26 protein-coding genes are annotated in these 23,566 nt (G+C 33.2%); 12 read left to right on the top strand and 14 right to left on the bottom strand.

Annotated features, from left to right (window positions below; genetic code table 11):
• Positions 1–37 precede the first annotated feature (37 nt).
• On the top strand, positions 38–3,742 hold the full coding sequence (locus ABD940_RS13470; RefSeq protein ID WP_345204862.1) for a metallophosphoesterase: 3,705 nt from the start codon (positions 38–40) through the stop codon (positions 3,740–3,742).
• Positions 3,743–3,803: 61 nt separating this feature from the next.
• On the opposite strand, the gene ABD940_RS13465 is transcribed toward ABD940_RS13470, so the two are convergent.
• The 5 genes from ABD940_RS13465 to ruvX all read right to left on the bottom strand — a co-directional run bounded on the left by ABD940_RS13465 (position 3,804) and on the right by ruvX (position 7,385).
• Positions 3,804–4,685, bottom strand: coding sequence for a hypothetical protein (locus ABD940_RS13465; RefSeq protein WP_345204860.1), 882 nt, complete (start codon positions 4,683–4,685; stop codon positions 3,804–3,806).
• Positions 4,685–5,458: a nucleoside triphosphate pyrophosphohydrolase gene (gene mazG / locus ABD940_RS13460; protein ID WP_345204857.1), complete on the bottom strand. Its 774-nt coding sequence runs from the start codon at positions 5,456–5,458 to the stop codon at positions 4,685–4,687. Before mazG ends, ABD940_RS13465 begins: the two co-directional genes overlap by 1 nt.
• Positions 5,459–5,759: 301 nt before the next feature.
• A complete protein-coding gene (locus tag ABD940_RS13455; RefSeq protein ID WP_345204854.1) occupies positions 5,760–6,323 on the bottom strand; it encodes a DUF5606 family protein in 564 nt (187 codons plus the stop codon).
• A gap of 76 nt (positions 6,324–6,399) precedes the next feature.
• On the bottom strand, positions 6,400–6,972 hold the full coding sequence (gene def, locus ABD940_RS13450; RefSeq protein ID WP_345204850.1) for a peptide deformylase: 573 nt from the start codon (positions 6,970–6,972) through the stop codon (positions 6,400–6,402).
• A complete protein-coding gene (gene ruvX / locus ABD940_RS13445) occupies positions 6,969–7,385 on the bottom strand; it encodes a Holliday junction resolvase RuvX (protein ID WP_345204848.1) in 417 nt (138 codons plus the stop codon). Before ruvX ends, def begins: the two co-directional genes overlap by 4 nt.
• 113 nt (positions 7,386–7,498) lie before the next feature.
• Here ruvX and ABD940_RS13440 point away from each other — a divergent pair, with 113 nt between their 5' ends.
• Entirely contained in the window at positions 7,499–7,975 is a 477-nt protein-coding gene (locus tag ABD940_RS13440; protein WP_345204844.1) for a SixA phosphatase family protein, read from the top strand.
• Positions 7,956–8,843 carry an archaemetzincin gene (locus tag ABD940_RS13435; protein WP_345204841.1) on the top strand — a complete coding sequence of 296 codons (888 nt, stop codon included), beginning with the start codon at positions 7,956–7,958 and terminating at the stop codon, positions 8,841–8,843. Before ABD940_RS13440 ends, ABD940_RS13435 begins: the two co-directional genes overlap by 20 nt.
• 32 nt (positions 8,844–8,875) lie before the next feature.
• On the opposite strand, the gene ABD940_RS13430 is transcribed toward ABD940_RS13435, so the two are convergent.
• A complete protein-coding gene (locus tag ABD940_RS13430; RefSeq protein ID WP_345204839.1) occupies positions 8,876–10,420 on the bottom strand; it encodes a serine hydrolase in 1,545 nt (514 codons plus the stop codon).
• A gap of 79 nt (positions 10,421–10,499) precedes the next feature.
• Here ABD940_RS13430 and ABD940_RS13425 point away from each other — a divergent pair, with 79 nt between their 5' ends.
• The 4 genes from ABD940_RS13425 (at position 10,500) to ABD940_RS13410 (ending at position 12,956) form a co-directional block, all read left to right on the top strand.
• Positions 10,500–10,997 (top strand): metallophosphoesterase family protein, encoded by a 498-nt coding sequence (locus ABD940_RS13425; RefSeq protein WP_345204837.1) that lies wholly within the window; start codon positions 10,500–10,502, stop codon positions 10,995–10,997.
• 80 nt (positions 10,998–11,077) lie between these two features.
• Positions 11,078–11,572 (top strand): Smr/MutS family protein, encoded by a 495-nt coding sequence (locus tag ABD940_RS13420; protein WP_345204835.1) that lies wholly within the window; start codon positions 11,078–11,080, stop codon positions 11,570–11,572.
• 18 nt (positions 11,573–11,590) lie between these two features.
• Positions 11,591–12,307 (top strand): DUF3822 family protein, encoded by a 717-nt coding sequence (locus ABD940_RS13415; RefSeq protein WP_345204832.1) that lies wholly within the window; start codon positions 11,591–11,593, stop codon positions 12,305–12,307.
• Between the two features lie 61 nt (positions 12,308–12,368).
• The gene (locus tag ABD940_RS13410; protein ID WP_345204829.1) at positions 12,369–12,956 is read left to right on the top strand and encodes an RsmD family RNA methyltransferase; all 588 of its coding nucleotides are present in this window, start codon (positions 12,369–12,371) and stop codon (positions 12,954–12,956) included.
• 27 nt (positions 12,957–12,983) lie between these two features.
• On the opposite strand, the gene ABD940_RS13405 is transcribed toward ABD940_RS13410, so the two are convergent.
• Entirely contained in the window at positions 12,984–13,331 is a 348-nt protein-coding gene (locus ABD940_RS13405) for a winged helix-turn-helix transcriptional regulator (protein ID WP_345204826.1), read from the bottom strand.
• Positions 13,332–13,416: 85 nt separating this feature from the next.
• Here ABD940_RS13405 and ABD940_RS13400 point away from each other — a divergent pair, with 85 nt between their 5' ends.
• Entirely contained in the window at positions 13,417–14,016 is a 600-nt protein-coding gene (locus ABD940_RS13400) for a nitroreductase family protein (protein WP_345204823.1), read from the top strand.
• 44 nt (positions 14,017–14,060) lie between these two features.
• Here ABD940_RS13400 and murI read toward each other — a convergent pair whose 3' ends face one another.
• The 5 genes from murI to ABD940_RS13375 form a co-directional block, all read right to left on the bottom strand.
• Positions 14,061–14,891: a glutamate racemase gene (gene murI, locus ABD940_RS13395; RefSeq protein WP_345204820.1), complete on the bottom strand. Its 831-nt coding sequence runs from the start codon at positions 14,889–14,891 to the stop codon at positions 14,061–14,063.
• Positions 14,892–15,070: 179 nt separating this feature from the next.
• Complete coding sequence (hemW, locus tag ABD940_RS13390; protein ID WP_345204818.1) at positions 15,071–16,195, bottom strand: radical SAM family heme chaperone HemW; 1,125 nt, start codon at positions 16,193–16,195, stop codon at positions 15,071–15,073.
• 51 nt (positions 16,196–16,246) lie between these two features.
• Complete coding sequence (locus ABD940_RS13385) at positions 16,247–17,197, bottom strand: PorP/SprF family type IX secretion system membrane protein (RefSeq protein ID WP_345204815.1); 951 nt, start codon at positions 17,195–17,197, stop codon at positions 16,247–16,249.
• 51 nt (positions 17,198–17,248) lie between these two features.
• Positions 17,249–18,322 (bottom strand): RluA family pseudouridine synthase, encoded by a 1,074-nt coding sequence (locus ABD940_RS13380; RefSeq protein WP_345204811.1) that lies wholly within the window; start codon positions 18,320–18,322, stop codon positions 17,249–17,251.
• Between the two features lie 73 nt (positions 18,323–18,395).
• On the bottom strand, positions 18,396–19,505 hold the full coding sequence (locus tag ABD940_RS13375) for a PASTA domain-containing protein (RefSeq protein ID WP_345204808.1): 1,110 nt from the start codon (positions 19,503–19,505) through the stop codon (positions 18,396–18,398).
• A 155-nt stretch (positions 19,506–19,660) separates the two neighbouring features.
• Between ABD940_RS13375 and ABD940_RS13370 the strand changes: the two genes are divergently transcribed.
• The 4 genes from ABD940_RS13370 (at position 19,661) to ABD940_RS13355 (ending at position 22,397) form a co-directional block, all read left to right on the top strand.
• On the top strand, positions 19,661–20,647 hold the full coding sequence (locus tag ABD940_RS13370) for a D-alanine--D-alanine ligase (RefSeq protein WP_345204806.1): 987 nt from the start codon (positions 19,661–19,663) through the stop codon (positions 20,645–20,647).
• A gap of 5 nt (positions 20,648–20,652) precedes the next feature.
• A complete protein-coding gene (coaD, locus tag ABD940_RS13365; protein WP_345204804.1) occupies positions 20,653–21,120 on the top strand; it encodes a pantetheine-phosphate adenylyltransferase in 468 nt (155 codons plus the stop codon).
• Positions 21,121–21,203: 83 nt separating this feature from the next.
• The gene (locus ABD940_RS13360; RefSeq protein WP_345204802.1) at positions 21,204–21,836 is read left to right on the top strand and encodes a trimeric intracellular cation channel family protein; all 633 of its coding nucleotides are present in this window, start codon (positions 21,204–21,206) and stop codon (positions 21,834–21,836) included.
• Between the two features lie 3 nt (positions 21,837–21,839).
• On the top strand, positions 21,840–22,397 hold the full coding sequence (locus ABD940_RS13355; RefSeq protein ID WP_345204800.1) for a hypothetical protein: 558 nt from the start codon (positions 21,840–21,842) through the stop codon (positions 22,395–22,397).
• 27 nt (positions 22,398–22,424) lie between these two features.
• On the opposite strand, the gene ABD940_RS13350 is transcribed toward ABD940_RS13355, so the two are convergent.
• Together ABD940_RS13350 and ABD940_RS13345 are read right to left on the bottom strand one after the other, a co-directional pair.
• Positions 22,425–22,991 (bottom strand): DUF2892 domain-containing protein, encoded by a 567-nt coding sequence (locus tag ABD940_RS13350; protein WP_345204798.1) that lies wholly within the window; start codon positions 22,989–22,991, stop codon positions 22,425–22,427.
• A 75-nt stretch (positions 22,992–23,066) separates the two neighbouring features.
• Positions 23,067–23,561: a dihydrofolate reductase gene (locus ABD940_RS13345; RefSeq protein WP_345204795.1), complete on the bottom strand. Its 495-nt coding sequence runs from the start codon at positions 23,559–23,561 to the stop codon at positions 23,067–23,069.
• Positions 23,562–23,566 lie beyond the last annotated feature (5 nt).

Raw genomic sequence — 23,566 nt, 5'->3', positions numbered from 1 at the left:
ACCGAAATTTAGTTAATGTAAATTTATGAATTTATCCTTGAAAACTCACTTAAAAAATACTTCTGTTGTAATCAGAGTAGCATTGTCCGCCGGAGTTCTCTATTCCTGCGCAACATATAACGTAAAAAAGGGTAAAAACTTATCTGAAATAAGTAATTCTGATATAAAATCCGTAACTGATTTTAAAATTTTCCTGATCGGTGATGCTGGAAATGCAGATGAAGCTCAGGCTCAGAATACCCTGAATTTGCTTAAAGGACAATTGGAAGCTGCCGATAAGAATTCGATGCTGATCTTTTTGGGAGATAATATTTATCCTTCCGGAATGCCCGAAAAATCTGATAAAGATTACAATTCAGCAAAGAAAAAGCTGGAAGATCAATTGGCAATTGTAAAGAATTTTAAAGGAAAAACTTTAGTTATTCCTGGAAATCATGATTGGTACAACGGATTGGACGGTCTGAAGGCTCAGGAAGAATTTGTAAAGGATTATTTTAACGATAAAAAGTCTTTTTTACCAAAAGCTTCCTGCCCGATTGATGATATTAATTTGACCAAAGATGTAAAATTAATTGTCATTGATACAGAATGGGCTTTGGTAAACTGGGACAAATATCCCGGAATCAATAAAAACTGTGACATCAAAACCCGTGAAGATTTTTTTGATGAATTTAAAGATTTAATTAATAAAAATCAGGATAAGAGAATTATTGTCGCATTACATCATCCTGTAATCAGTTCAGGAACTCACGCTGGCTATACTTCTGCGAAATCTCATCTTTATCCTTTTAAGAGTAAAGTTCCGGTTCCTGGAGTTGCAAGCTTGCTGAATGTTGTAAGAACTTCATCAGGAGCCAATCCTCAAGACATCAACAGTCAGCATTACGCTGATTTATCGAATAGATTAAAGAGCATTGTTCAGGAAAAGGAAAATATCATCTTTGTTTCTGGACACGATCATAATCTGCAATATCACGAAGAAAGAAATATCAGACAAATCATCAGCGGAGCCGGTTCCAAAACAGATCCTGCATCCATCGGAGAAAAAACAGATTTTTCTTATGGAGGAAGTGGTTTTGCTGTATTAAATATCAGAAAAGATCAAAGTTCCGATGTTGAATATTTTTCGACAAAAGACAATAAACTGGAAAAACTTTCACAAATTCAGGTGATCGATAAACCTAAAGAGTTTGTAAACAATTATCCTAATTCTTTTCCATCAACCGTTTCATCTACCATTTATCCTAAAAAATTAACGGAAAAAGGAAAATTCTACAGATGGCTTTGGGGAGATCATTACAGAAGATATTACGGAATGCCAATCGAAGCTCCGACAGCAAATATTTCGACACTTGACGGAGGTTACACTCCTTTCAGAGAAGGTGGTGGAAACCAGTCGAACAGTTTACGATTGAAATCTCAGGACGGACAGGAATTCGTCATGAGAGGTGTGAAAAAAAGTGCCGTTCGTTTTCTTAATAATATGGCTTTCAAGAAAAGTACTTTCGGAAACGAACTGAATAATACTTTTCCGGAAAAATTCCTGCTTGATTTTTATACAACCAATCATCCGTTCACTCCGTTTGCTGTAGGAAATATGGCAGATAAGCTGGATCTTATTCACAGCAATCCGAGGCTGTATTATATTCCAAAACAATATGCTTTAGGTGAATACAATATGAATTACGGTGATGAAATGTATATGATTGAGGAGCGTTTTTCTTCAGATCCGAAAACTTTAGCATCAATCGGGAATGCAAAAGATATTATTTCGACTGATGATGTTCTTAAAAATTTTAATAAAAACTATAAATATTCTGTAGATCAGGAAACGTACATCAGAGCAAGAATTTTTGATATGCTGATCGGCGACTGGGACAGACATTCCGACCAATGGAAATGGGCAGAATACAAAGACGGTGACAAAACAATTTACAAACCGATTCCAAGAGACAGAGATCAGGCTTTCAGTAACTATGATGGTGCAGCTTTTAAACTTATCATGAATATTCCGGCAATCCGCCACATGAAAACTTTTAAAGATGATATTAAAAGTGTAAAATGGCTTGCTATGGAACCTTATCCTTTGGATCTGGTTTTCTTAAAAGGTTCTACGCAGGAAGAATGGATCGCACAGGCAAAATATATTCAGGAACATCTTACGGATAAAGATATTGACGAAGCTTTCAACAATTTACCGAAAGAAGTAAAAGATGCAACAATTGCAGATATTCAGAGAAAATTAAAATTAAGAAAAACGAAATTAGAGACTTATGCTTCTCAATATTATGATGTTTTACAGAAAAAAGTTCCATTAGCCGGAACAGTAAATCCTGATAAATTTGTGATCACAAAAACAGGAAGTACAGTTAATGTAAAGCAATATAAATTAGACAAAAACAAAGAAAATCAGGAATTGGTTTTCGAAAAAACATATGATGATTCCAAAACAAAAGAACTTTGGATCTACGGTCTTGAAGATGATGATATTTATGAAGTTTCCGGTGACGGAAAACCTAGAATGAATATCAGATTAATTGGAGGTTATAATAATGATACTTACAATGTTGCAAACGGAAGTAAAGTGAAAATTTATGATTTTAAATCACAAAAAAACACTTACAACACACACGGAGCAACGAAAAGAATTTCAGACGATTATGACATCAATACTTACAATTACAAACATCCGAAATATAACTTCTTTGCAGGATATCCCAATGCAGACTACAATCCGGATGACGGCGTAATTTTAGGTGTTCTAGCAAATTTTACAGTAAATAATTTCATCCGAAATCCTTATACTCAAAAACACAGTCTGAAAGTTAATTTTTATACTGCAACAGGTGGATTCAATGCGGCTTACAAAGGAATTTTCAAAAAAGCTGTCGGAAGTTGGGATTTTAATCTGGACGCAGCTTTCACAACTCCGCGTTTTGCTGAAAACTTCTTTGGATTATCTAATGAAAGTGAGTATGATAAGGAAACAATGGAAAGAAAATTCAACAGAGCAAGAATTTCAAAAATTAATTTTGCGCCTTCGATTTCTAAGAAAAGCTGGTCTAATATTTTTAATCAATTTCAATTAACTTTTGAAAATAATAAAGTTCAGAGAAACGGAGATCGTTTTGTAGATCTTTCTACCGATGTAAAACCTGAAGTTTTCGACAATCAGCAATTTGCAGGTGCGAATTATACTTTCAGTTATAAAAATGTAGACAATACCGCTTTCCCGACTTTAGGCATGGAATTTAAAGTAAATGCCGACTGGAAAACCAATCTTACAGATACAAAAAGAAATTTTCTGATATTGAAAGGAACCCTATCGTTGGATCACAGATTGGACAGCCGAGGAAATTTTGTTTTTGCCAATTCCAGCAACGGAATGTGGATCAACAATAATAATTTTGAATTCTATCAGGCTGCAGCTATTGGAGGAAATAACGGAATGAGAGCCTTCAGAAATGAAAGATTCTCTGGAAAATCTTACTTTACCAACAACTCTGAAATCCGTTGGGATTTTGGAAGAGTGAAAAACAATATCGTTCCGGCAAACATGGGAATTTTATTGGGTTATGATGTCGGAAGAGTCTGGAATGACAACGAAGATTCAAGAAAATGGCATCAGTCTGTCGGTGCAGGATTTTGGCTAAGCATTGTTGAAATGTTTTCGGCAAGACTGAATTATTTCTACGGAACAGATGGCGGAAGAATTTCCGGAGGTGTAGGAATGACGTTTTAATTATTAAAGTAAAAATGACTTTATATAACAAATCCGCAGAAATTTTCTGCGGATTTTGTTTTTATTTTAAAGGAAACCTGTACACATTTCCACCTGTTTTCTTATCCTTTTCATCCGCAATCAGGAGCGTTTTATCATCAAGAAAGACAATCGCTTCCTTTTGAGTATTATGGTTTAATGATATTTTCTGAATTTTTGTTTTACTAAAATCATCGGCTGTAAATCCAGTCAGGACCTGAATATTTTTATGATTTAATAAAATAATCTTATCTTTTGTGCTGTTAATTGTTGCAGAAGTAATGGCTGCGTCGCTGTATCCTCCCGGAAGCTTCAATTTACCTATCAATTTTGCTTCAAAATCCCCTTCTTTATTCGGAACCTGAAAAACTAGAAAAGTGCCGTCAAATCCTTTGCTTCTGTTTTTTGTAAACAAATAAAAATTTCCGTCCATTTCTACAAAAGCTTCACAATCATACAGCCAATTTGATTTTTTTGGTGGAAATTCTGTCTGACCTTCATAATGAAATTTCGTAGTCTGAGTTACGCTTGTATTTTTCTGTGAAGCATCTTTTAAATCTAATTTTAAAATAGCTAAATTCTGTCTGTTATTATCATTATTTCCAAAATCTCCGATGTAAATATTCCCTTGAGAATCTTCTGTAATATCTTCCCAATCATTGTTTTCAGCATTATCTACCAAAACATCAGCAATTTGATTTCCTTGTAAATCTAATCCATAGACAACGTTTTTATTTCCCTGATCTTCAATTGCCCAAATTGTTTTTTTATCCTTAGACAAAGCAATTCCGGAAACTTCCTTCAATTTTTTAGGTAAAGAAAATTCTACTTTTAAAGTATCATCTACTGACTGTTCACTTTGAGTTTTCGGATTACATCCGACCAGTAAAAGTGATGCTACTGCACAAAAAATATTCATTTTCATTAGTTGTTATTTATTAGTTTTGCCTTTTCCCAAAGAACATCCATTTCCTCCAAAGACATATCAGAAAGACTCATATTATTATTCAAAGCTAGCTCTTCCATCTTCTGGAATCTTGAAATAAACTTTAAATTGGTTCTTTCCAACGCCGAATCCGGATTGATTCCGGAAATTCTTGCATAATTGATCAACGAGAAAAAAACATCGCCCAATTCCTGCTCTTTTTTATCCAGATCTGTTTCAGCATGAAATTCCTGAATTTCTTCATCTACTTTTTTCCACGCATCTTCGGCATTATGAAATTCAAAACCGATTCCTTTTACTTTATCTTGAATTCTGTACGCTTTTACCAAACTCGGAAGACTTTTAGGAACTCCTCCCAAAATAGATTTATTTCCTTCTTTTAACTTTAATTTTTCCCAATTCTGCTTCACTTCTTCTTCATCTTTCACCGTTGTATCTCCATAAATGTGAGGATGACGGAAAATTAATTTTTCATTTAAAGAATTAATAACATCCGCAATATCGAAACTTTCTTTTTCTGAACCAATTTTAGCATAAAAAACCAAATGCAATAAAACATCGCCCAATTCTTTCTTGATTTCCTGTAAATCGTTCTGCAAAATAGCATCCGAAAGCTCATAAGTTTCTTCCAAAGTCAAATGACGAAGCGATTCTAGTGTCTGTTTCTGATCCCATGGACATTTTTCACGCAGATCATCCATAATGTCCAATAATCTTCCGAAAGCTTCCAGTTTTTCCTTTTTGGTATTCATAGTTTGAGAATTCAAGTGATACAAATTTAAGGTAAATCTTTTTGAATGTTCTTTTGTCTTGAAACATTTTAATTTTGTTGCTAATTCGCAAAGACGCAAAGTTTAATCCAGCTTGATGTTTTAAGATGCAAGGATTTTATCTTCGATAAAATTGTATGACGTTGAACTTTGCTAAAAATATTTGATTTTCTACACTTTAAAAAGTATACTATTAAAAAGAAATTTGTGCCTTTGCGAATTACTATCCAAAACAAAAAACCTCGCCATTTCGGACGAGGTCTATATTTTAATTCAAAATGAATTATCCTTGTTTTCTGTGTGTACTTTTTGGAGCTGCTTTTGCTGCAGAAGTAGCTTTTACTTTTGGAGTTGCAGGTTTTTCAGCTTTTGGAGCCGCTTTTTTAGGAGCTTCTTTTTCTACACTTACTTCTTCTGTTGCAGGTTCACCTTCTAAAGTTTCAGGTTCAGCTTTTACAAAACTATCCGGAGTGATATATCCAGCTTTGTGAAGAATATTGTACCACTGCGCTAATTTCTTAATATCAGAAGCATAAACTCTTTCTGTATCGTAGTTTGGAAGAGAAGCCGTCATGAATTCTTTCAATTCAGCATCGTTTGATTTGTGAGGAATAGCCTCTTTATAATCGTAATTTTTAGCAATATTTTCAAAAACTTCAAACAAAGGAACTTCTTTATCAAACGTGAACATCGCGATGTTGTCTAATAAACTTACTTGACTAGAATTTCCGATGCTAATTTTTTTCTTTGAAGTAACATCTTCAATAATAAATCCGTTTCTTAATTGTGAAACTAACTTGAAAAGTCCTGGTTTTCCAGAAATTGAAATTATTTTTTCTAACAGCATAATTTTATTTTTTGTAAACTTTGCAATCGGCTTTCAGCTTTTTGCTATTTATATTCTTTTTTATTTTTAATTCAAACTATTTTGGAAATCTCATCTTGTAATTGATGCTTACGTCTCCTTGAGTGATTTTTGTTAATTTCCCCTTTACCAGCTTCTTTTTTAAAGCGCTTAAATGGTCTGTAAACAAAATTCCTTCAATATGATCATACTCATGCTGAATTACGCGGGCTCTAATATCGGAAAAAGTTTCTGTATGTTTCACAAAATTTTCGTCATAATATTCAATTACGATCGTTCCCTTTCTCTTCACATCCTCTCTCACATCCGGAATAGACAGACATCCTTCATTGAATTTCCACTCTTCACCAGATTCTTCAAGAATTTTAGCATTAATGAAAACTTTCTTGAAATCTGCCAATTCATCCTTAATATCTTCATAGTCTTCATCCTCTGCAAGAGGCGAAACATCTACCATAAACAGACGAATATCAAGTCCGATCTGAGGTGCAGCCAATCCTATACCGTTTGCACTGTACATCGTTTCGAACATGTTTTCTATCAACTCTTGCAGCTCGGGATAATCTTTATCAATATCCTTAGCCACTTTTCTTAAAACTGGATCCCCAAAGGCTCTTATCGGTAAAATCATCTTGTTCTTTGTTCTAAAAAATTTTGCAATATGATGGTTGCACTTACTTTATCTATTAATCCTTTTTCTTGTCTCTGTTTTTTGCTTTTCCCACTTTGGGAAATAAAAAACGAAGCCATTTTGGACGTAAATCTTTCATCAAGTCGATTCACTTTAACATTTGGAAATTCTTTTTGAAAAATTTCTATAAATTTTAAAATGTCTGTTTCCACTTCTGAAAGATTTCCTTTCAAATCTACGGGAAGTCCTATTACTACTTCATTAACGACATTTTCACTGAAATATTTTTTCAAAAATTCCACCAGTCCTGAAGTTTGTACAGTATCCAAACCACTCGCAATGATCTGCATATCATCCGTCGCAGCAATGCCACAACGAGCCTTTCCATAGTCTATTGCAAGGATTTGTCCCATAAGTTTGCAAATTTAGTAAATTTTAATGATTTTATTCCTAACACTGTTTTTTTTCTAAATCATGTTTATTTCCAGTAATTTTTTTATAATTTTAATTTTCCAAAACTGAAAATATGAAGAAACTCATCCTCGTAAGACATGCAAAAAGTGACTGGCCGGAAGAAACGGAGGACTTCGACAGACCATTGGCAGACAAGGGTTTAGAAGAAGCAATGCACATGTCCAGATTTATGAAAACCAACAATGTGGCAATCGATTATTTTGTATCGAGCCCGGCAGTTCGTGCGTTGAATACGTGCAAAATTTTCAATCAGACCTATCATATCAACATTATTACGAATGAGAAACTTTATAATCCCTCGGAAAGTAATTTTGAATCTGTAATTTATGATTTGGACGACAGCCACGAATCAGTTGCCTTTTTCTCTCATAATAACGGAATTTCCAACTTCGCAAATTCTATTTCTCATGATATTTTTCACTTCCCGACTTGTGGTGTTGCAGGTTTTGAAATTGATTGTAATTCGTGGTCTGAGTTTGATGGAGCGAAAAAGAAATTACTATTCTTTTATGATCCGGGGAAAATTTAATTTTAAATTAAAAATCTTTTATCTATTAATTTTTATATTCTTTTTTTCCTGTCAGAAGAAAGAAAAAACTTATTTTGAGGTCATCTCTTCAAATGATGTTAAACTTTCCAATCCTACACCTCACGAATGGAGATATACCAGAAATGAGAAGTTCCAGACCTTTGAAAATTTTCAGAAATCAAAAAAAATTATTCCTGAAGCCGGAAAAAATACGATTTATCTTCAGCCTATAGGAGAATTTAATGATTTACAAAAGAAACAGATTGAATTAAGTAAAGAGTATTTAAAAGCTTATTTTCAACTGAATACAAAAGTACTTCCATCTTTGTCAAATACTATTTTTCCAAAATCTGTCAGAAGAATAAAGGATGAGAACGAACAAATTTTGGCAGGATATGTTTTGGATAGTGTTTTAATAAAGAGAAAACCGAAAGATGCTATTGTTTTGATGGGAATCACAGAAAAAGATCTTTTCCCAAAATCTGACTGGAATTATGTTTTCGGTTTAGCATCATATAAAAGTGGAGTTGGTGTAACTTCAATGTACAGATTTGCCAATGGAAATTTAACGGAATCTAATTTTAATCAAAGTTTAGAAAGACTCCTGAAAACAAGTTCCCACGAAATAGGACATATGTTCGGAATCACTCATTGCCTGAATGCAAACTGCGCCATGAACGGCAGCAACAATCTTTCAGAAACTGATTCTCGTTTTGCGCGTGCTTGTTCGCTTTGTCAGCAAAAATTAAATTCAAGCATACATTATGATAATAAAAAACGTCTGATCGAATTAAAAAGCTTCTTTGAAAAACAGCATCTCAATTCAGAGACAACAAGAGTCGAAAGTGATTTAAATGCATTAAAATAAAAAAGCTCCAACAAAAGTTGAAGCTTTTAATTTTATTTTCTTTTCAGATCCAGATCATCAAAATCAAAACTAAAATCTGTAACGTCAGAAATAGGCTTTAATCTCGCTGATTGTGCTTTTCCTGTTTCATCATAATCAAAAATAATATATGCATCGGCATCATAGCTTCTGTCGTCCCATTTGATGATGAAAGAATTATTAGAGAAAGGCAACAATTCACCTTTCAATCTTGGAGAATTTTTACATAAAATTTTATATACATTTCCCTGCTGAGAAATTTCTACATCACCAAACCATTTATCATTATAAGTTCCAACGAATTGTTCAGATTTTGGCTGTAGATTTTTATCTTTTTTGAAAGTTTCAGATTTTGCAAAAGCATCTTTTTTTTGCTTATCATAAAATTCTTCCGTCTTTTTCATTCTGTCACCATAAGTTTTCAGCCAGTTTCTATCCTCAACTCCAAGATAAGAATCTTTTACAGTATTTGTGATCGTATTGAAAGCTGCTCCGGATTGTTGATTTGTTAAAACCACAATTCCCAGTTTCATATCAGGAATCAACGTAAACTGAGTTACCGTTCCGATCAATCCGCCTGTATGCTGAATTTGTTTGTGACCTTTCACATTACTTAAGAACCATCCCATTCCATAACCATAAAAACTCGTATCATAAGGGTTTTTCGCTGCAACTCCTGCAGGAATTTGCAAACTCCAAAGCTGTTGAACATTTTTATCTGAAACTAATTTCTTACCGTCTTTTGTCGTGAAATTATTCAACAAGAACTCTGCCCAAGTTGTCATGTCTTTGATATTACTCATAATTCCACCGGCTGCGTTTGCTGTTTCGTTCCAGTCGTGAGGAACAGCTATTGCTTTTCCGTCTACAGGAGCGTGTGCATCGATCTTATTTGAAATTGCTTTCGCTCTGTTGTAGCTTCCAAAACTTGAAGTCATTCCGACAGGTTTCATAATTCTTTGTTCAATAAAATCTGCCCAAGACAATCCCGAAACTCTGTGGATAACTTCTCCGGCAACGATGAACATGATATTATTATAATCCAAAGTTGTTCTGAAAGGATTTTCCGGCTTTAAATATCTTACGTTATGCACAATATCATTCACCGTCATATTTCCGCCTTCAGGAAAGAACATTAAATCTCCCTGTCCCAAACCTAATCCTGCTCTGTGAGTTACTAAATCTTTAATCGTAACATTTTGAGAAACATACGGATCATACATGTGAAATTCAGGAATATATTTTGAAACGTTGTCGTCCCAGTTCAATTTTCCTTCATCTGCTAAAATTGCTAATGCGGTACAGGTAAAACCTTTAGAATTTGATGCAATTCCGACAAGAGTATTGTCATCCATCGGTTGTTTTGACGTCAAAGAACACACTCCGAAACCTTTAGAGTAAATCAATTTACCATCTTTGATGATTCCTACTGACATTCCCGGAACGTCAAATGTTTTTAATGTATTTTGAACTAATTCATCCAATTTTTTTTCTTCAACCTGTGCATTAAAAACACCTACAGCTAAAAGAAGAAGGAAAAAAGAAAGTTTTTGTTTCATTTTTTTTAATTTTTTCAAAGTTAAACAATTCAGGATTTATAAGTAAATTTGAAGCTTTAAAAGATAATTTCATTTAATAATGACCAAAATCCTACTTCTTTCCGATTCGCATTCTTACATTGATGACCGAATTTTAGAATACGCTCAGCAAGCCGATGAAATTTGGCATGGCGGAGATTTTGGAAGTATGGATGTGATTGAACAGCTTGAAAAAATTAAACCTTTAAAAGGAGTTTACGGAAATATCGACAATGCAAAAATCCGTTCTGAATTTCCAGAAGTGAATCGTTTTTTTTGTGAAAATGTAGAAGTTTTAATGATTCACATCGGTGGTTATCCTGGAAAATATACTCCGTTAACTCAAAAAGAAATTTCTGAAAAAGCTCCGAAATTGTTTATTTCAGGACATTCGCATATTTTGAAGGCGATGTTTGATCAGAAAAACAATTTACTTCATCTGAATCCGGGAGCTTGCGGAAAACAAGGTTGGCATAAGATGAGAACGATGATGCGTTTCGTGATTGATGGTGACGAAATTAAGGACTTGGAAGTTATTGAATTGGGATCTAAAATTTAAAATTACACTTAAAAACTATTAAGAAAAACTGGGGGATTCAGAATATTAAGAGATTGTTTCGTTCCTCGCAATGACAAATTATGAAGATAGGCGATAAAGTTTCTGTAGTTGATGAAGATTTGAGCGGAGTTGTAACTTCCGTTAATGGAAATATTGTTGTTTTCAAAGATGAATATGGCTTTACTTATCAATATCCGAAAGAAAAATTGGTTCCGAAAGATTCTGATCTTTACGAAAATGTAAGAGTTGTAAAAAAAGCAGAACCCAGAAAAAATATTTCTAAAAAACATCAAAGAAATCATTTGGTTTTGGACTTACATTTTCATAATTTGGTTAAAAATCCTAATGATTATGACAGTTTTGAAAGATTGTTCATTCAAAAGGAAAAACTGTTGGAGGTCATTGCGTTTTGCAGAAAAAACAATCTGAAAAGACTGGAAATTGTGCATGGAATTGGAGACGGAGTTTTACAGAGAATGGTTTTTGACGTTTTGGAAAGCCAGACAAATCTGGATTTTTATAATAAGGAAATACTTCACCATCAATCGGGTGCGGTAATGGTAGAATTTCACTAAATTTGCAGGAATTGAAATATGAACGTACTTAATTTACTTTTTACCAAAGACGGATTAATTTACCAGATTGCAAAGAATAAAAGCATTTTGGAGGAAAAATCTTATTTCGTAGACGAAGAATCTCCGGAAAATCTGATTGCGGATAAACTGGATGAAGTGTTGATCAAGCAAAGATTCGATGAAATTCATGTAGTTTCCGCACTGAATCATTTTACGTTGATGCCTGAAGGGTTTTCGGAGCATGAAACAGGATTTGAATTAATTGCTTATAATGCGCCTGTTGATAAGGAAAAAGAAGAGTTAATGCTTTCTGTTAATGAAAAATTTAAAGTTCAGTTTTATTATACTTTTCCGAAAAATTTTTATAAAAAGATTAAAGAATTGGCTATTCCGGTTCAGTTTAATTTTTCCGGGGAGAAGTTTTTAAATTCAATTAATAACAAAAACAACAAGGAAATTCACATTAATCTTTATCATAATCAATGTGAGTTTTTCGCGATAGACAACAAAAAAATCATTTTATACAATAACCTGGATGTTAATTCGGAGGTTGATTTTCTTTATTTCGTGATGTTCACTTTAAGTAAAATTGGTTTTGGAATCAATGAAACCAGCTTTTTTGCTTACGGAGAAACTACTGAAAATGAAACCTTTATTTCAGAATTACAGAAATTCGTAAAGAATATGAGAATTGTATTTGATAACGTTCCTACCAAAAATTTTATTTTAAATTAGGTAACAGATAGGTCTTATTTTTAGCCTGCAACCTATTACCTACAATCTAACAACAAAAAACATGTACAGAATAATTTCCGGCAAATGGAAAGCTAAGAAAATAGCCGCTCCGAAAAATTTTGACGTAAGACCGACAACGGATTTTGCGAAAGAAGCTCTCTTCAGTATTTTGGAGAATACTTATGATATGCAGTCGATTTCTGTGCTGGATTTATTTGCAGGAATTGGCTCGATAAGTTTTGAATTCGCTTCAAGAGGTTGTCAAGATATTACTTCCGTAGAAATGAACCCGAAACACACAAGTTTTCTAAATTCTACTGCTTCTGAATTAGGATTTAGCTTACAGGTAAGTGTTCAAAGAGGTGATACTTTCGATTGGCTGAAAAAATTCAGAAATAAGAAAAGCTATGAGATTGTATTTTCTGATGCACCTTTCGAAATGGAAGAAAAGAAATATCACGAACTGATTTCTTTAGTTTTAAACAATAAATATTTAAAGCCAAACGGAATTCTAGTCGTAGAACATCAAAGCCGAATGAAATTCGATCATCCGAATTTAACCGACACCAGAAAATACGGAAACGTAAGTTTCAGCTTTTTTGAACCGAATAAAGAAGAAAATATTGAAATAACAGATAATCAGGAATAATTTTCCTGATTTTTTTTTGCTTACATATTAAACAACTTCTACTTTTTCAGAAGTTACAACCGCACTTTCGCCCCATTTTGCAATTTCATTTAAAACAGGAAGCAGTGTTTTTCCAAAATCCGTTAAAGTATATTCTACCATTAAAGGTGGTTTTTCCGTGTAGACTTTTCTATTGATAATCTTGTCTTCTTCCAGTTGTTTTAACTGAAGACTTAAAGTTCTTTCGGTGATTGTCGGGATTAATTTTCTTAACTCATTGTATCGTTTTGCTCCGTCTACAAGATAATACAGAATTACAGCTTTCCATTTTCCGCCGATGAATCTCATGGTTACTGTTGTACAGCAAGGATATTCTTTGTTGTCGATTGAATACATTTTATACTATCATTTTAGACCGTTATTGCAAATGTATTAAACTTAAATTAGTTTTGCAACTATAAAAAATATAGTATAAAAAATTATGAACTTTTTAAAGAAAATGAAATCTAGATATACTGTGAAAAAGTATAATCCTCAAGGAACAATCAGTAACGAAAAATTACAGACGCTTAAAGAAATTTTACATTTAAGTCCTTCTTCCATCAACAGTCAGCCATGGAATTTCGTCTTTGTAAATAACCCTGAAATTAAAGAACAACTTGCCGAAGCTTCTTATTTTAACAAAGAAAAAATTTTAGACAGCAGTTATCTGATCGTTTTTCAAGTAATTAAAGATCCGGAAGATTTCGAAAAACAAATCGAAGAAAATTTACCTGAAGGTTCAATCAATTATTACAAAACTTTTGTAAAGCCAAAAGGTGAAGCCGAAATCAAATCATGGCTAAAACATCAGGTTTATCTTTCTCTTGGCATCTTGCTTTCTGCTTGTGCAGCTATGGAAATCGATTCTACTCCGATGGAAGGAATTGAAAACGATAAATACGATGCGATTTTAAATAATGAAAAGTATGAAAGCTTATTTGCTGTTGCAATTGGAGAAAAATCTGAAAATGACAGTAATCAGCCAATTCATACTCCGAAGAAAAGATTAAAAAGAGAGAATGTGATTTTGGAAATGTAAAAAGTCAATAAAAAAGCTGTTTCAAATTGAGACAGCTTTCTATTTTATAATACTTTAAATTCTAAGTCGATACTTTTTCCGAAGAATTTTTTTGAAATTTTTTCAAAGTTCTTGGTTAGATCGGAAAGATAAAAATGATAATTCGGTTTTGGATTGTGATCATTCAAAAGATTATACTTATCCAAAATGATCTTTAAATGATTGGCTACAATATTCGGTGAATCAATTACACGAACTCTGTTTCCATAATATTGTTTGATTTCATCAATTAATAAAGGATAATGTGTACATCCTAAAATTAAAGTTTCAATATTTTTTAATTTACTATTGCTCAGGTAATTATAAATAATTGCATGAGTAATCGGATGATTTTTGAAACCTTCTTCAATCGCGGGAACTAATAATGGTGTTGCCAACTCATCAACTTTGATCCATTTATTATGTTTTCTGATGCTTTTCTTGTAAAGTCCGGAATTTACAGTTGCTTTAGTTGCAATTACACCAACATTATTGTGAATTTCATACGAAACTTTTTCCGCAACAGGATTTATTACGTCGATTACAGGAACTTTTCCAGCAACAGACTGCATTACTTCATTCAAAGCATTTGCGGTTGCTGTATTACAGGCTATTACAATTGCCTTACAATTTTGTTCCAACAAAAAATTTGTAATTTTTGTAGAATATTCTATAATTGCTTCCTTTGATTTTTCACCGTAAGGAAGATGCTTTGTGTCCCCAAAATAAATCAGATCTTCATGTGGAAGAAGTCTTTTGATTTCTTTAGCTACAGTTAATCCTCCAACTCCACTATCAAAAATTCCGATAGGCTGTTTTGGTGAAAGATGCGAATAATCTTGCTTTTTAGTTTTCAAAATTGAGTTGAAATTTTATACAAAAATAGTGAAATTTGTGTGACAATATATCATGTTTAAAAGAGATGCTTCGACAAGCTCAGCATGACATCGCGAATACTAACTGTTTTAAACAATAATTAATCGAATAGTATTAGAAATGTCATGCTGAGCTTGTCGAAGCATCTTTATTTATTAATTTAAACGATAAACAAATCCGAAGCAATTCCATCTGCCATAAACCAATGTTTTTCCGGAATTTTCAGATGATTGTTTTCAATAATCAAAATTTCTTCTTCCAGTTTTGATTTAATTTCGCTTTGGAAGTGATCAAGAACTTCATTATTAAACTTTTCTTTTAAACTTTCGAGATCAACACCCCAAATTGTTCTTAATCCAATCATAATCATTTCATTAAACTGATCATTTTGAGAAAGAATTTCTTCTTCTTTAGCCAACAAATTTGAGTTTAATTTTTTAATATATTGTGGATTATTGGCAATATTCCAACTTCTGACATCATGACCGTTGTACGAATGTGCAGATGGACCGATTCCCAGATACTCTTTATACTTCCAATAGGCAGAATTATGTCTTGAATAAAAGCCTGGTTTTGCAAAATTCGAAACTTCATAATGTTCAAATCCATTATCTTTTAAGAAATCTGACAGATAATAAAACTCTTTATTCTGTTCTTCTTCTTTTGGACTGAGTACTTTTCCTTTAGAAATCCAATTTTCCAAAGCTGTTTTTGGCTCAACCGTTAAAGCATAAGACGAAATATGCGGAACTTCCAGAGCAATTGTTTTGTTTAAATTTTCCTTCCAGATTTCTAAATTGGAAGTTGGCGAACCGTAAATTAAGTCAATACTCAAGTTTTCAAAACCAAAATCCTGAGCTCTTTTGATAGAACCTTCAGCTTCCGAAGCTGTATGTGCACGATTCATTAGTCTTAAATCTTCCTCAAAAAAACTTTGAGTACCGATTGACAAACGATTGATCGGAGAATTTGATAATCCTTTCAAAAAATTTTTATCCAAATCATCCGGATTGGCTTCTAAAGTGATCTCAATATCTTTATCAAAACTCAAATATTTTAAGACTTCATCAATTAAAAATTTGACTTCATCAGGAGAAAGGATAGAAGGCGTACCTCCGCCAAAATAAAGTGACTGTAATGTTTTGTTTTGCAGTTCGTCTTTTCGCAAATAGATTTCCTTTTTCATAGCAGCAATCATTTCATCTTTAAAATTTAAAGATGTTGAAAAGTGGAAATTACAATAGCTGCACTTTTGCTTACAAAACGGAATGTGAATATAAATCATAAAAAAAGCTCTGAAGAAATTCAGAGCTCAAATTTATTTAAATTAAATTGATTAATATCTATAACCTCTGTGATTAATGAAGTTATCGAAGTTATATCCTAATCCAATCATGAAGCTGTTTCCTCCATATTCCTGGATATCAGATAAACCTAAGTTGTAAGTAGCTCCAATCATAAATTTATTGAATCTTACTTTTACAACTGGTGCAATCTGCAATTGCTGACTGTCGAATCTGTTCTGAACAGATCTGTAGCTAACTCCGAAAGAGAATGAATTGATATCATTAAAGAACGTACCCATTAAGTTATAATCGATTGTTCTTGTAGAGTTCGTGTTAAGGTTGATCAACGCAGATGGAGTGAAATAAATGTTATCTCCTACATGCCAATCATATCCTAAGTTTAAGAAAAACTTAATCGGAGAAGGCTCACGTCCGTTTACGATCGCCTCATCGTTTGTAAGAGCGATATCGTTAACAGAAACTCCTGCGAAGATATTTCTAAATGTAGCCTGTGCTCCAAAGTTTGCATAAGCCATGAAGATATTACTTTCACTTCCCTGCAATAATGGGTCTGAAGCGTCCTGCGTATTAATTTTTGAATAATCAAAATTCATATTATAGAAGCTTACACTTGTACCGAAAGAGAATTGGTCTTTTCTGTCTCCTTCACTACTAAGAGGAATAAAATATGAAGCACCTGCTGTAATACCTCCCGCAGAAATAGGACCATTGCTGTCTCTGAATACAGATAAACCAGCTCCTACTCTATCAAAGATGTTCGCGTTGATCCCAACCGACTGTACGTTTGGAGATTCGCTGAACTTTGAAAATTGCTGCTGATAGTTAAGATTAAGCTGCACATAGTCTGTTTTTCCATATTGTGCAGGGTTGAACAAAAACTCACCATCTAAAAGATATTGTTGATAGTACGGTAAAGTTTCTTGTGCTTTGTATGCATTCGACAAAAGAGCTAAACATACTATAGCATATAGTTTTCTCATAACAAATCTTGATTTCAATTCAACAAATATAAAAAAATTCTCAATATATTTTTAGTTTTCTAAATAATTTCTCCATTTTTTTACAGCATCCGCCATATCTTTCGGCATTGGGCTCTCAAAATATAATTCTTTCTTGGTTGTAGGGTGTATAAATCCTAAAGTATGTGCATGAAGCGCATGTCTAGGCAAAATCTCGAAGACATTTTTTATAAACTGCTTATACTTAGGAAGATTCACTCCTCGGAGAGGTGTATGACCTTCATATCTTTCATCATTAAACAAGGTATGACCGATATGTTTGAAGTGTGCTCTGATCTGGTGAGTCCTTCCCGTCTCCAATTTACACTCTACCCAAGTCATATATTTAAATCTTTCCAAAACTTTGTAATGGGTCACCGCATGCTTTCCTTGGCTTCCGTCTTCATAAGTGTGCATCTGCATTCTATTTTTAGGATGACGTCCGATATGACCACGAATTGTGCCTTCATCATCCTGTACATTACCCCAAACAAATGCCCAATACAATCTTTTTGTTTTTCGATCAAAGAACTGTTTAGCCAAAAAACTTAAAGCATATTCATTTTTAGCAATTACCAAAAGTCCTGAAGTATCCTTATCAATTCTGTGAACCAGTCCTACTCTGTCAAGATCTGATTTTGCATTATTTTGTTCGAAATGATAAGCCAAAGCATTTACCAAAGTTCCATCCCAATTTCCAAATCCTGGATGGACAACCATTCCCGGTTCTTTATCTACGACAACCAAATCATCATCTTCATAAATAATATTAATAGGAATATTCTGAGGAATGATAACATTTTCTCTCGGTGGATGTGCTAATAAAACAGAAATCTGATCTCCTGGTTTTACACGATAATTTTGTTTAACGGCAACTCCGTTCACAATAACATTTCCAGCTCTACAAGTTTGTGAAATCTTGTTCCTTGAAGAATTCTGACGAAAGATCAATAAAAATTTATCTATTCTTAATGGTTCCTGACTTTTGTCTACAGTGAGATTAAGATGCTCATACAACCCTTTATTTTCCTCGTCAATATCAAGATTATCAATACTGTTGGAGTCTAATAATTCTTCATCTAAAAAATCTTCGTTATCTTCTGACATTATTTTATTTTTTATACAAAAGGCTTCAACATAATAAAAGTTGAAGCCTGTATTTTTTACAATAATTAATTTATTATTCTACAACTACCTTTTTAGCTTTTGGCTTTTCAGTAGGTTTTTGTGTTGCAACTACAGTTTTACTTGCCGTTGGATTATTACCAGAACTACCACCTGTATTAGAAGTAGTAGTTTTAGGTTTATTATTTTCAGCTACGGAAGCCGTAGGTTTTGCCGTTGTTGCTTTTGAAACATCTGATTTAAGTGGTTGCGTCATTTGTTTCGGATCATCTTTTCTCGGAGCTGGAGGCGGCGGCGGAGCATTATAATCAGGCTCCTGATGTGCAGGAACTTCCTGATAACGAACCGGAGGCAATCCTGTATCTACTTTCATTCTGTAGATAGAATTCAATTGCTCAATTTTAGCACTCAATTCGGCAGGCGTTTTCTTACTTGCCCAGAGATCAATCTGCATTCCCTGGTCCCGGACATCTCCTGCAGCCGGATCCTGATAATAAATAATATCAGATTCGTCCTTGCTTCCGTCTTCATGTTCTACAAGACCAACCTCAAACATACTTTTGGCAATTACTAATCGTGCTTCTTTTACCGTTAATCCCACAACATTAGGAATCGAAATATTTCTCATCGGCCCCGAACCTATCACAACATCTACGATAGAAAATCTTGCCAGTTTTGTTTTAGGTTTTACCTCATTTCCTTTATATAAAATTCTTATAACTGCATCTTTTTGAATGCTTGGTTCGAAAATCGTATCACCCACTTTTAATCCTACCTGTTCCAATCTCTGGAAAGCAAGACCTGAATATTTATTTATAACATCCGGAACCTCAACTTTTGCCCAGGTTCTTGGATTTACTCTCAACTGAATTGCTCTTCCGTCTTTTACACGAGAACCCGGAACAGGATATACCTGCAAAACCTGAAAAGGTCTGTATTTAGGATCATAATTAAAGCTATCCACTTCATACTCCAATCCGGAATCATCCAATATTTTGATTGCTTCCTGTACAGATTTATTGACAATATTTGGAACGGGAATTTCCTGACCGTGGTTGGTATGATATTCTAACCAACGAAATGTAAGCCAAACCAACCCCACAAAAACACCGATGGCTACGACTAAGTTCAGTAAAACTTTCCAATTGAAAAGTGATTTAAGCATACTTAAAGTTACTATAATTAAAGAGCAAATATAATTAATAATTTTATAATGTCCTTTTTATTTAACACATTTCATTTTTGAGCTTAAAATTTAGGAATTTCCGTTTATCCATTATATAAAATCATTAAATTTGCCTTAATTGATACTATATGGACATGAGCAAAAAAAGTGTTGCCGTAGTAATGGGAGGCTATTCTGACGAATATGTTGTATCATTAAAAAGCGGACAATTAATTTATGATTCTTTAGACAGAGAACTTTACGACGTATATAAAGTAGTCATTCTTAAAGATGAATGGTATTTTTTAGACGAAAATGATAAAAAATACGAAATCAACAAAGGTGACTTTTCGGTAACATTAGACAATAATGAAACGTTAAAATTCGATGCGTGTTTTAATATTATTCACGGAACACCGGGTGAAAACGGTATCCTTCAAGCATATTGGGATGCGATCGGACAAAAATATACAGGATGTGATTTTTATCAAAGTGCTTTAACATTTAATAAAAAAGATACATTAGCCGTACTTTCAAAATACGGAATTCCTTCTGCAAAAAGTGTTTATTTAAGAAAAGGGGAAGAAATCAATGTTGACGAAATTGTAGAAAACCTTGGTCTTCCTGTTTTTGTTAAGCCAAATCAATCAGGATCTTCTTTGGGCATTTCAAAAGTTAAAGAAAAGTCTGAATTAATTACAGCGACAGAAATTGCTTTTAAAGAAGATGATGAAATTTTAATTGAAAGTTTCTTAGACGGAATGGAAGTTTCCGTTGGAGTTATCGATTATAAAGGCGAAACCATCGTTTTGGGAATCACAGAAATCGTTCCTCAAAATGAATTCTTCGATTATGAAGCAAAATATGAAGGTGCTTCCGAAGAAATTACTCCTGCAAGAATCGACGATGAAACAAGAATCAGAGTTGAAGAAATTTCCAAAAGAGCATACAATTCTTTAGGAATGAGTGGTTTTTCAAGAAGTGAATTTATTTTAATGGATGGAATTCCTTACATGCTGGAAATGAATACAAATCCAGGATTCTCTCCTGCAAGTATTCTTCCGCAACAGGCAAAAATCTACGGAATCTCTATCACAGACCTTTGTGGAAACGAGGTTGAAAAAGCTTTATCTAAAAAATAACGAGTATGAAAATTGCTGTTTTCCCGGGTTCATTCGATCCGATCACTTTAGGACATTATGATATTATAGAAAGAGCTGCACCGCTTTTTGATAAATTAATTATCGCGATCGGGCAGAATTCTCAAAAAAAATATATGTTTCCTTTGGAAAAAAGGATAGAATTCATCCGAAATTCCGTTGCTGAATTTCCCAATGTAGAAGTCGACTTTTTTGAAGGTTTAACCGTTGATTACTGTTTTGAAAAAAATGCTCAATACATTATCCGAGGTTTAAGAAATCCAGCCGATTTCGAATTTGAAAAAGCTATCGCTCATACCAACAGAACTTTAGCTCATAAAAAACTGGAAACTGTGTTTTTATTAACCTCATCCGGAAAATCTTTCATCAGTAGTAGTATTGTGAGGGAAATTATTAATCACGGAGGAGAATATGAATTGCTTGTTCCTGATTCGGTGAGGGTAGAGAAAAAGTAGAATAATTTATAGTCGATAAATGATGATTGATAAAAAATCCCAATAAAATCAATTATCGATCATCATTTATCATTCATAAAAACATGCACGAACAGTTCAATTTTGCGATAGAAGTTTTGGGAACGATCTCCTTTTCGATGTCGGGAAGCTTTGCTGCGATGCAGAAACGTCTAGATCCGTTTGGAGTATTGATTATTGCGTTCGTAACTTCTGTTGGTGGCGGAACTGTAAGAGATCTTTTGCTTGACATTCCGGTTTTCTGGATGCATGATCTTTTGACTTGTGCTTTGATTATTCTGACAAGCATTTTCACAATGATCTTTAAATCTTTTGAAAAAAATTTCAGGGTAACCTTATTTATTTTTGACAGTTTCGGACTCGGGTTGTTTACAATAATTGGTGTGCAAAAAGGATTGAATGCAGATATTCATCCTTTAATCTGCATTGGTTTAGGAACAATTACCGGCTGTTTTGGAGGTATAATCAGGGATATTTTACTCAACAGAATTCCGTTGATATTCAGAAAAGAAATTTATGCAACAGCATGTATTGTCGGAGGCTCTGCATTTTTACTCTTGACAAAATTTACTACATTAACTTATACTATCATTCAGATTTTCACCATTTTATTAATTGTTTCCATCAGAACTTTAGCCGTAAAATATCATTGGCAGATTCCAAAATTTTATGGATATGAAAATAATTCTGAAATGTAACTAATGAAAAGATTCATTCTTCTATTTTGTCTTTCATTACTTTTATCTTGTAAGCATGAGAGTAAGTTTAATCTTGAAAAAGACTTATATCAATTTTCAGAAAAAATTGAAAATGGTGATACAATAGAAATCAATGTAGATTATTCCGCATGCATGTATTTTGCACATGAGGTTTTTACTTTCGTGAAACAAAATGACACTCTATTCCTGCAGACTCATTCAGAAATTAATTCATTTGGAAAGAGAGAACAAAATTTACCAAAAACATTTTATAATATCCCCGCTTCAGATCAATTATCTTTCGAAAATTATTTTAAATATTTAAAGAAAGAAAACAAACCGAAAGAAGACTTTCGTTCTCCACTTGTAGTTATTTATTACAAAAATAGAGATCAATCTAAATCTTTTTTTGATGATGGTTTACAAGACAAATTCAAAAAATTAGACAAATTTGCTTTAATCAGAGAAAAAATTTATCCTAACGATACATTTTTTAAATCTCCTGAACCACCACCTCCACCGCCTTCAAGAAAAAACAAAAAAGCACCTAAAATAAATTAGATGCTTTATATTTTTATAAACCTCTTTTTAGAATTTTCCTCTGTTTCTCATATTAGGATTGTGGATATGCTTCTGCATTGTCGGCATTTTCATTTGATCTTTCATCATTTTGATTTGATCCGTCATCATTCCTGCACTATCCAATCTCTTCGCTTCTTCCAATAATCTTTGCCCTTCTTGTTTTCTTCCTTTAGAAATTGCTGCAGCCGCAAGATTCAATGTTGCCATTGCTCTGTCATGCTTCATATTTAAACCATATTCTAAAGCTTTTTTCATAAAAGGTTCCACTTTCGTTGGATGATCCTGAGCTTGTGTCAATCCCATCAAATAATGGAAATATCCATACTGAGACTTATGAAGCTGTGCTTGGTAATCTGTAATATTTTTCAACCAAACTCCTGCTTTTTCCATATTTTGCTTTCTCAGCTGCCAGAAAGCCAAAAGAATATTCTCATTCTTAAAGAAAAGAAAAATAGGAAATGCTGCCAAAAGGAAAACTACAATTCCCCAACCTAAACTTCTCGTAAAGATCATCATGTAAAGTCCTAAAAGGATAAGAACTGCCGCAATAGCAATTTTTATGTATTTATTCATTATTAAATTTTAAAAGTGCAAAGATAAAACATTTAGATGTTAGATACTAGAAGTTAGATACTAGAATTCTCACAACTATTCGCTCTTAATTTTCTCGTAAGTCTGAAAACAGAAGTCATATTGGTTTTTATCATCTTTATCATGGCAAGTTTCACTAACCTTTTTCCAAACCTTCGTGTCAATTTTTGGGAAATACGTATCAGCTTTAAGATCAGCTTTTACTAAAGTAACTTCAAGTTTATCAACAACATCCATTGTCTGCGCATAAATATTTCCGCCACCGATAATGAAAATTTCCTCATCAATTTTTTTCGCAAACTTTACAGCTTCTTTAATACTTCCTACAATCAGAATTCCTTCTTCGAACCAGTTCTTTTTTCTCGAAACAACAATATTTGTACGGTTAGGAAGCGGTTTCCCGATACTTTCATATGTTTTTCTTCCCATAATAATCGGATGTCCCGAAGTAATATCCTTAAAATGTTTCAAATCTTTTGGAAGATGCCAAAGCAACTGGTTTTCAAAACCAATCTCATTTTTTTCTCCCATTGCCACCACAATTGTTGTCATTAAAA

This window comes from Chryseobacterium ginsengisoli (genome assembly GCF_039542325.1).
Taxonomy (GTDB): domain Bacteria; phylum Bacteroidota; class Bacteroidia; order Flavobacteriales; family Weeksellaceae; genus Chryseobacterium; species Chryseobacterium ginsengisoli.
This window is presented reverse-complemented; position numbering and strand designations above follow the sequence as displayed.

Excerpts from the sequence above, each read along its gene's own strand:
- ABD940_RS13455 (WP_345204854.1), bottom strand. The coding sequence starts at position 6,323 with ATGCTGTTAGAAAAAATAATTTCAATTTCTGGAAAACCAGGACTTTTC.
- ABD940_RS13420 (WP_345204835.1), top strand. The coding sequence starts at position 11,078 with ATGAAGATAGGCGATAAAGTTTCTGTAGTTGATGAAGATTTGAGCGGA.
- hemW (WP_345204818.1), bottom strand. The coding sequence starts at position 16,195 with ATGATTTATATTCACATTCCGTTTTGTAAGCAAAAGTGCAGCTATTGT.
- ABD940_RS13375 (WP_345204808.1), bottom strand. The coding sequence starts at position 19,505 with ATGCTTAAATCACTTTTCAATTGGAAAGTTTTACTGAACTTAGTCGTA.
- ABD940_RS13430 (WP_345204839.1), bottom strand. The coding sequence starts at position 10,420 with ATGAAACAAAAACTTTCTTTTTTCCTTCTTCTTTTAGCTGTAGGTGTT.
- ruvX (WP_345204848.1), bottom strand. The coding sequence starts at position 7,385 with ATGGGACAAATCCTTGCAATAGACTATGGAAAGGCTCGTTGTGGCATT.
- ABD940_RS13440 (WP_345204844.1), top strand. The coding sequence starts at position 7,499 with ATGAAGAAACTCATCCTCGTAAGACATGCAAAAAGTGACTGGCCGGAA.
- def (WP_345204850.1), bottom strand. The coding sequence starts at position 6,972 with ATGATTTTACCGATAAGAGCCTTTGGGGATCCAGTTTTAAGAAAAGTG.
- ABD940_RS13385 (WP_345204815.1), bottom strand. The coding sequence starts at position 17,197 with ATGAGAAAACTATATGCTATAGTATGTTTAGCTCTTTTGTCGAATGCA.
- ABD940_RS13345 (WP_345204795.1), bottom strand. The coding sequence starts at position 23,561 with ATGACAACAATTGTGGTGGCAATGGGAGAAAAAAATGAGATTGGTTTT.
- ABD940_RS13415 (WP_345204832.1), top strand. The coding sequence starts at position 11,591 with ATGAACGTACTTAATTTACTTTTTACCAAAGACGGATTAATTTACCAG.
- ABD940_RS13350 (WP_345204798.1), bottom strand. The coding sequence starts at position 22,991 with ATGAATAAATACATAAAAATTGCTATTGCGGCAGTTCTTATCCTTTTA.
- ABD940_RS13405 (WP_345204826.1), bottom strand. The coding sequence starts at position 13,331 with ATGTATTCAATCGACAACAAAGAATATCCTTGCTGTACAACAGTAACC.
- ABD940_RS13465 (WP_345204860.1), bottom strand. The coding sequence starts at position 4,685 with ATGAAAATGAATATTTTTTGTGCAGTAGCATCACTTTTACTGGTCGGA.
- ABD940_RS13435 (WP_345204841.1), top strand. The coding sequence starts at position 7,956 with ATGATCCGGGGAAAATTTAATTTTAAATTAAAAATCTTTTATCTATTA.
- ABD940_RS13355 (WP_345204800.1), top strand. The coding sequence starts at position 21,840 with ATGAAAAGATTCATTCTTCTATTTTGTCTTTCATTACTTTTATCTTGT.
- mazG (WP_345204857.1), bottom strand. The coding sequence starts at position 5,458 with ATGAATACCAAAAAGGAAAAACTGGAAGCTTTCGGAAGATTATTGGAC.
- ABD940_RS13410 (WP_345204829.1), top strand. The coding sequence starts at position 12,369 with ATGTACAGAATAATTTCCGGCAAATGGAAAGCTAAGAAAATAGCCGCT.
- ABD940_RS13400 (WP_345204823.1), top strand. The coding sequence starts at position 13,417 with ATGAACTTTTTAAAGAAAATGAAATCTAGATATACTGTGAAAAAGTAT.
- ABD940_RS13360 (WP_345204802.1), top strand. The coding sequence starts at position 21,204 with ATGCACGAACAGTTCAATTTTGCGATAGAAGTTTTGGGAACGATCTCC.
- ABD940_RS13380 (WP_345204811.1), bottom strand. The coding sequence starts at position 18,322 with ATGTCAGAAGATAACGAAGATTTTTTAGATGAAGAATTATTAGACTCC.
- coaD (WP_345204804.1), top strand. The coding sequence starts at position 20,653 with ATGAAAATTGCTGTTTTCCCGGGTTCATTCGATCCGATCACTTTAGGA.
- ABD940_RS13370 (WP_345204806.1), top strand. The coding sequence starts at position 19,661 with ATGAGCAAAAAAAGTGTTGCCGTAGTAATGGGAGGCTATTCTGACGAA.
- ABD940_RS13425 (WP_345204837.1), top strand. The coding sequence starts at position 10,500 with ATGACCAAAATCCTACTTCTTTCCGATTCGCATTCTTACATTGATGAC.